Source organism: Actinomadura logoneensis (assembly GCF_003428695.1).
GTDB lineage: Bacteria > Actinomycetota > Actinomycetes > Streptosporangiales > Streptosporangiaceae > Spirillospora > Spirillospora logoneensis.
This window is the reverse complement of the sequence record NZ_QURH01000884.1, coordinates 1-6,141: the sequence shown is the minus strand read 5'-3', so window position 1 is coordinate 6,141 and position 6,141 is coordinate 1. Positions and strand designations below refer to the sequence as shown.

At 71.4% G+C, this 6,141-nt stretch carries 7 protein-coding genes and 1 tRNA gene; 4 read left to right on the top strand and 4 right to left on the bottom strand.

Going from position 1 to position 6,141, the window contains the following annotated elements; translation table 11 throughout:
* Together DZF91_RS29850 and DZF91_RS29845 are read right to left on the bottom strand one after the other, a co-directional pair.
* On the bottom strand, positions 1 to 762 hold a 762-nt coding region (locus tag DZF91_RS29850), incomplete at its 3' end, for a DeoR/GlpR family DNA-binding transcription regulator (RefSeq protein WP_147341449.1).
* Between the two features lie 110 nt (positions 763 to 872).
* A complete protein-coding gene (locus tag DZF91_RS29845) occupies positions 873 to 1,280 on the bottom strand; it encodes a VOC family protein (protein WP_117360434.1) in 408 nt (135 codons plus the stop codon).
* Positions 1,281 to 1,602: 322 nt separating this feature from the next.
* Here DZF91_RS29845 and DZF91_RS29840 point away from each other — a divergent pair.
* Positions 1,603 to 1,674, top strand: a tRNA-Val gene (locus DZF91_RS29840).
* A 310-nt stretch (positions 1,675 to 1,984) separates the two neighbouring features.
* Here DZF91_RS29840 and DZF91_RS29835 read toward each other — a convergent pair.
* On the bottom strand, positions 1,985 to 2,194 hold the full coding sequence (locus DZF91_RS29835) for a hypothetical protein (protein WP_117360433.1): 210 nt from the start codon (positions 2,192 to 2,194) through the stop codon (positions 1,985 to 1,987).
* Between the two features lie 197 nt (positions 2,195 to 2,391).
* Here DZF91_RS29835 and DZF91_RS29830 point away from each other — a divergent pair, with 197 nt between their 5' ends.
* From DZF91_RS29830 to DZF91_RS29820, 3 genes are all read left to right on the top strand, one after another.
* Positions 2,392 to 3,237 carry a DUF1206 domain-containing protein gene (locus DZF91_RS29830; protein ID WP_117360432.1) on the top strand — a complete coding sequence of 282 codons (846 nt, stop codon included), beginning with the start codon at positions 2,392 to 2,394 and terminating at the stop codon, positions 3,235 to 3,237.
* 114 nt (positions 3,238 to 3,351) lie between these two features.
* On the top strand, positions 3,352 to 3,810 hold the full coding sequence (locus DZF91_RS29825) for a cupin domain-containing protein (protein ID WP_158588080.1): 459 nt from the start codon (positions 3,352 to 3,354) through the stop codon (positions 3,808 to 3,810).
* Positions 3,811 to 4,143: 333 nt separating this feature from the next.
* Positions 4,144 to 5,805 carry a serine/threonine-protein kinase gene (locus DZF91_RS29820; protein WP_117360430.1) on the top strand — a complete coding sequence of 554 codons (1,662 nt, stop codon included), beginning with the start codon at positions 4,144 to 4,146 and terminating at the stop codon, positions 5,803 to 5,805.
* 82 nt (positions 5,806 to 5,887) lie between these two features.
* Here DZF91_RS29820 and DZF91_RS29815 read toward each other — a convergent pair.
* Positions 5,888 to 6,141, bottom strand: a 254-nt coding sequence (locus DZF91_RS29815) for a hypothetical protein (protein WP_199486979.1), incomplete at its 5' end; no start/stop codon positions are given.

Here is a 6,141-nt window from a genome sequence, read left to right as displayed (position 1 = left end):
GCCCGCCTCGGCCAGCGCGTCCAGCTCGGCGGCGAGCGCGGCGCCGTCGGTGACCAGATGGGCGATCCGGGCGGCCGGGACGGTCTGGAACACCGCGTCCGCGCCGATCTTGGTGTGGTCGGCGAGCACGACCGGCTCCTCGGCGGCGGCGGCCAGGGCGCGGTCGGCGGCGGCGACGGCCAGGTGCGGGGTGGACAGGCCGCGTCCGGCGGTCAGCCCGTTGCCCGACAGGAACGCGTGCCGCACGCGGACCGTCCCGAGGAACCGCTCGGCCTCCGCGCCGACCATCGCGCGGATCGGCCCGCGCAGCACCCCGCCGGTCAGCACGACCTGCGCGGTGCGCGAGTCGGCGAGGGCCTCGGCGACGGCCAGCGAGTTGGTGATGACGGTGAGGCCGGGGACGGCGGCGAGCCGCAGGGCGAGCTGCCGCGTCGTGGTGCCCGGCCCGATCACGACCGCGTCGTCCGGCCCGACGAACTCGGCGGCGGCCTCCGCGATGGCCGCCTTCTCTGCGACGGCGACGGTGGCCTTGTCCCGCTCGGTGGGCTCGTGCGCGAGGCCGGCGACGGGCACGGCCCCGCCCCTGCTACGGGCGAGCAGCCCACGCGCCTCGAGCGCGCGGAGGTCGCGGCGGATCGTCGCCTCGGACGCGGCCAGCTCGTCCGCGAGTGCCTGCAGCGGCATCGCCCCGCGCTCGCGCAGCAGCCGGAGCAACCGTTCGTGCCGCTCGGCGGCGAAGCGCGTCTGCGTTCCCTCGGTCACCAACCCACCCCTCTATCGCTCACTAACCTACCATCTCCAATCAAAACCAATCACCGCACGCAAACGAAAACGGCGGCCCCCTCAGGAGCCGCCGCGTCACCCGAACCCCCTCAGGGCGAGGCGATGTTGACCATCCACTCGACGCCGAAGCGGTCGACGCACTGCCCGAACTCGTCCCCCCACATCTGCCTCTCCAGCGCCGTCTGCACCGAGCCCCCGTCGGACAGCCCCGCCCAGTACCGCCGCAACTCCTCCCCGTTGTCGCCGCTCAGCGCGATCGCCACGTTCCCCGCCCCCCGGGCCTCCATGCCCGGCGGCGTGTCCGACGCCATGATCGTGAATCCCGACCCGGTCACGAGCATGGCGTGCATGACGTTGTCCTTCAGCGCGGGATCGGTCTGCCCCATGTCCCCGAACGACTGGATGTTGAGCTCCCCGCCGAACACCTTCTGGTAGTACTCCATCGCCGCGCGGGCCTGCCCGCCGAAGACGAGGTACGGATTGAGACGCGACTCCATGCCATCCTCCTGTCACCGATCGCTACGATCGTCGCAATCCAGGCAGATCAGAGCCACAAGCCCCACCCCATCCCCACCCCCGGCTTCCGCAAAAACGCCCCTCAAAGATCACCCGAGGCCCCGGCATCCCGCCGCCAAGGCCACACCCTGCACTCGATCAAGACGGCCCCCACTCCACCGCGACCACCCCAGACGGCCCGGTCGACACGGCGACCACACCCCGCCCTCCGATCCCCGCCGCCACCCGCCCGACGATGCGCGACCACCCTCCGAGATGCGCTAGAGTTCTTCTTGCCGGGAACGCCGCAAGGCCGACCAGCAGGGGCGATTAGCTCAGTGGGAGAGCGCTTCGTTCACACCGAAGAGGTCACTGGTTCGAACCCAGTATCGCCCACCCTGCAAGACCAGCTCAGAGGCCGGTTCCTGGAGATCAGGAACCGGCCTCTGATCGTTTGTCCGTCATTCGTCCGCGAGATCGAACTTCAGCCGCCGACACCGGCCCACAGCCAACAGAATGGGAGCGAGCGGCCCAACGCAGATGGTCCGGGTCAGGGCAGCGCAGCACGCTCAGCGAACGGGCTCCGATCCGGATGCTGACCGGAGGCTGTTGGCGCGCGTGCTGGGAGGATCAGCCAGCATCGATGGTCGGTGTGGACCAGGGCGCTAAGCGGGCCAGGTGGGAGCGTGGCTGCTGGAGTCGTTCGTCAGTTGTCGATGATCCGCTGACCGTCGTACTTGCCTCCGACGCACCAGCCCGGCGGGAGCGGGTCGTCCCCCATGACGTAGCCGCCGCCGGCGACGCACTGCTGTCCGGTGACATCGGGCGGGGTGGCGGCGACCAGCGGCGCGACGAGGGCGATCCCGACAGTGGTGAACGTTGCGACCAGGGCTGGGCGGATGATGGATCGGTGCATGTGGTGCCCCTCTCGGGAACCATCGGATCTGTCTCACTCATAGTCGCATCTCGACTACCCAACGCGTCCAGCTGTTGCCGTCAGCAGGCACGTCACCGCCACGCTGTTCCAGAGGTTGAGGAGCGTCCGCTTCGGGGCGGCGGGTTTGGTGGGGCGTAGCCAGGGGACGCATCGCCTCGCAAAAGGAAGGTGGCGATATGTCGTCCAATGGGGCGAAGGAGCAGGTGCGGCTGACGGGTCGGAAAGCCGCGGGCCACTCATGGTTCCATCACCTCGCCCGGATCGGGCTGGCGGGTCGCGGGGTCATCTACGTGCTGATCGGTGTGCTCGCCGTGCAGGTCGCCTTCGGCTCGGGAGGCGGTGAGGCCGATCAGAAGGGCGCCCTGGCGACCGTGGTGGGAACGCCCGGCGGCAAGGTGGTGCTCTGGGTGATCGTGGTGGGGTTCGCGGGCCTGGCCCTGTGGCAGTACGCCGAGGCGCTGTACGGGCAGCCGGTCCCCGGCGGCCACAAGCCGCGCAAGCGGCTGACCTCGCTCGGCCGGGCCATCGTCTACACGGCCACGCTCGCCGGCACCTTGGGCTTCGCGCTGGGCAGCAAGGGCAAGTCGTCCGATCAGCAGTCCCAGTCCTTCACCGCCAAGGCGATGGGCGAGCCGGGCGGACGCTGGCTGGTGCTGGCGATCGGCATCGCGATCGCGGCCGTCGGCGTGGTGATGCTCTTCAAAGCCGTCAGGCGCAAGTTCCTGGAGGAACTCAAGACCGAGCAGATGTCCCGCCAGGTACGCCGGGTCGCCACGATCGTGGGTGTGACCGGGCAGGTCGCGCGCGCCTTGGTCTTCGGCGGGATCGGCACCTTCCTGATCTATGCCGCGGTCACCTTCGACGCGGGTAAGGCCAAGGGACTGGACGGCACGCTGCGCAAGTTCGCCGACACGCCCGCCGGCCCGTGGCTGCTGGTCGCGGTGGCGGCGGGCCTGACGATCTTCGGCGTGTACTCCTTCTTCGAGGCCCGCTGGCGCAAGGTCGAGGCCGTCAACACCTGACCTGCTGCTGATGCCGTTCCCTCCTGCGTCCCGGGCCGGTGTCGCTTCCGGCGCAGTGGCTTCAGCCGAGTATGAAGTGGACGTGCGGCCCCGCGGCCGAGCATGATCCGGTCCATGACCGAGACGAGTGAGCGGGCGCTGCTCAGCGCGCCCGGCGAAGGTGAACTGATCGACGTGGCGGGAGTCGCGCACCTGTTCCGGCTGACCGGCGAGCAGACCGGCGGACGCTTCGCCTTCGAGGAGTTCCGGCTCGAGCCCGGAATCGTCGGCGCGCGTCCGCACGTCCACGAGCAGCACGACGAGTACTTCTACGTCCTGGACGGTGAACTCACCCTGCACACCGGGGACGGCGAGACGAGCGTCGGTCCCGGGCACCTGCTCGCCGCCCTACGCGGGACGGCTCACGGCTTCCGGAACGCCGGAACCGCGCCGGTCCGTGCCCTGTGCCTCTACACGCCCGCCGGCTACGAGGGCTACTTCCGCGAGGTCCACGCGGCGGTGGCGGCAGGCGCCACGGTCACCGACGAGCTCCTCGCCGAGTTCCGTTCCCGCCACCACACCCGCTCGTATTAGCCGTCGTCCGGAGCGAGGCCGACGTCCTGGTCCTGCAAGCCGGGCCCTCGACCGCCGAGCGGCTGGCCCCGCGCTCCGCCGCGGCACCGTGCTCCCAGCGGCATCATGCTCCCGGGCTACCAACCTCCATCGGACCACGAAGTATTAACTGGGACGCCCCGTCCTCAAGGAGGACAGGAGAGGTGGGGCGCTACGGACGCAGCGCGCCCAACACCGGGTGACTCGCTGGCACTCCCGGTCGCCTTCTCGCCCACCGGGGCCGTCGCCGCCGTGGTCGGGACGGGTCGCCCCGAGGGGACGCAACCGGGGACGGGGCTGGTGCGTCCTTAGGGCGTGGTGTGGCGTATCGAGGGGTTCGAGGAGATTCGGGAACTCGGTCGTGGCGGGCAGGGCCGGGTGGTGTTGGCCCGGCACGCGGCCTCCGGTGACCTGGTGGCGGTGAAGTACCTGCCGGCGGGTTCCGGATCGGCGGCCCGGGAGCGGTTCCGGGAGGAGGCCGTCCTGCTGGGGCGGGTCCGTGACCCGCACGTGGCGCGGCTGTACCAGCTCGTGGAGCGCGAGCAGGGGCTCGCGCTGGTGATGGAGGCGGTGGACGGCGTCTCGTTCCGGGAGGTCCTCGCCCGCTACGGATCACTGGCCCCGGAGGCGGCGCTGACCGTCCTGAAGGGGTCGCTTCTCGGACTGTCCGCCGCCCACAGCGCGGGGGTGGTGCACCGCGACTACAAGCCGTCCAACGTGATCGTCCCTGCGGACGGCAACTCCAAGCTCATCGACTTCGGCGTCGCGACCCTGGAGGGAACGACGTCCGGGGCCGGGACACCCGCCTACATGGCCCCCGAGCAATGGCTCGGCGAACCCGCCGGGCCCGCCGCCGACGTCTACGCCGCCACCTGCGTGTTCGTCGAAACCGTCTCCGGACGCCGCCCGTTCGCCGACGCGCCGCGCAACGGCCACCTCACCGGCCCCGTCCCCACCGAGGACGTCCCCGAGCCCCTGCGACCCCTCATCGCGCGCGGCATGGCCAAGAATCCCGCGGAACGCCCACCCGGAGCCGCCGCGTTCGTCCGCGAACTGGAAGACCTCGCCCGCGCCTCCTACGGACCCGACTGGGAAGCGCGCGGCACACACCTCCTCGCCGGCATCGCGATGGCGCTCGCCTCGCTGTTCCCGCTCGCCGCCATCAGCGCGAGCGCGGCCGGTGCGGGGGCGGCCGGCGCGGCGACCGCAGGCGCGGGCGCCACCACCGGAGCCGGGGTCGCGACGTCCGGAGCGGCCGGGGTGATCGGCGGGAAGGCGGGGGCGGCGATCGTGGCGGCGACGGTGCTGGCGACGACCGCGGGAGGCTACGGCGTGTACCAGGCCGTCAGCCCCTCCGGACAGCCGAAGCACCGGCCGGTCGCGGCGGCGTCCCCCACACAGGCGATGACGATCGGCCGCCTTTCGGTCCGCGCGCCGCAGTCCTGGCGGGTGCAGCCGATCTCGCTGAATCTCGGTGGAGCCCCTGTCGCCGACAGTTACATGGTCACGCTCGACGGCCCCTGCCGCAGGCTCGCCGGGCGCGGATTCCCGTACTACCTGCCGTTGCCCTGGTGCAAGGGGTTCGTCGTCATGGGACGGAGCTACGCCGACCATCCTGACTACTACATCGGGGAGCGGTACACCCCCGACGACACCTTCACCTCCCGGTTCAGCCAGGACGAGGGCCTGAGCTGCCCCGGCCACACCGAGCTGCGCGGGAGCGCGAAGGACCACGGGGCCCGCAAGACCGTCGACAGGACCGCCCGGGTCGGCTCCCGCACGGCACGGTACGTCGAATGGACGGTACCCTGCTGGACCCGCGACTACGGCGAGTTCGGAGACGGCTACTACAAGACGCGGACGCCCGACACCTACACGGAGCGGGTCTGGTACCTGCCCGACTCCAAGATCGTCATCGCCGACTTCTGGCGGACGCCCGGTCTGGAGGACGTCCTGGCCAGGGCGACGCTGGCTTAGACGCCGTCCCGGCTGTGGTGACGGGGTGGAGGGTGGGTGGAGAACCGCCCGGTCGGTGGCTGCCAGGGCGGGCGGGTGCCGGTCAGCGGTTGAGGTAGGCGGCGAGGCCGTCCGCTTCCTCGGTGGCGAGGAACACCGAGCGGACGTTGATGAGGGCCTCCTCGACGTGGGCGGGGCAACCCCACGCCGCGTCGCCCCACGAGTCGGCGATCTTGATTTCGGCGGGGCCGGCGCATCCCTGGGCGCCGCCGAGCTGGCAGCGCTCGGGGCGCGGCGTGGTGGCCTGCGCGGTCGCGGCGGCACGCATCCGCGCGGCGAGTTCCGCCGCGTCGGCGG

What these genes read in the sequence shown, in the direction of transcription:
- DZF91_RS29845 (WP_117360434.1), bottom strand. Translation starts at nt 1,280, where the DNA reads ATGGAGTCGCGTCTCAATCCGTACCTCGTCTTCGGCGGGCAGGCCCGC.
- DZF91_RS29835 (WP_117360433.1), bottom strand. Translation starts at nt 2,194, where the DNA reads ATGCACCGATCCATCATCCGCCCAGCCCTGGTCGCAACGTTCACCACT.
- DZF91_RS29830 (WP_117360432.1), top strand. Translation starts at nt 2,392, where the DNA reads ATGTCGTCCAATGGGGCGAAGGAGCAGGTGCGGCTGACGGGTCGGAAA.
- DZF91_RS29825 (WP_158588080.1), top strand. Translation starts at nt 3,352, where the DNA reads ATGACCGAGACGAGTGAGCGGGCGCTGCTCAGCGCGCCCGGCGAAGGT.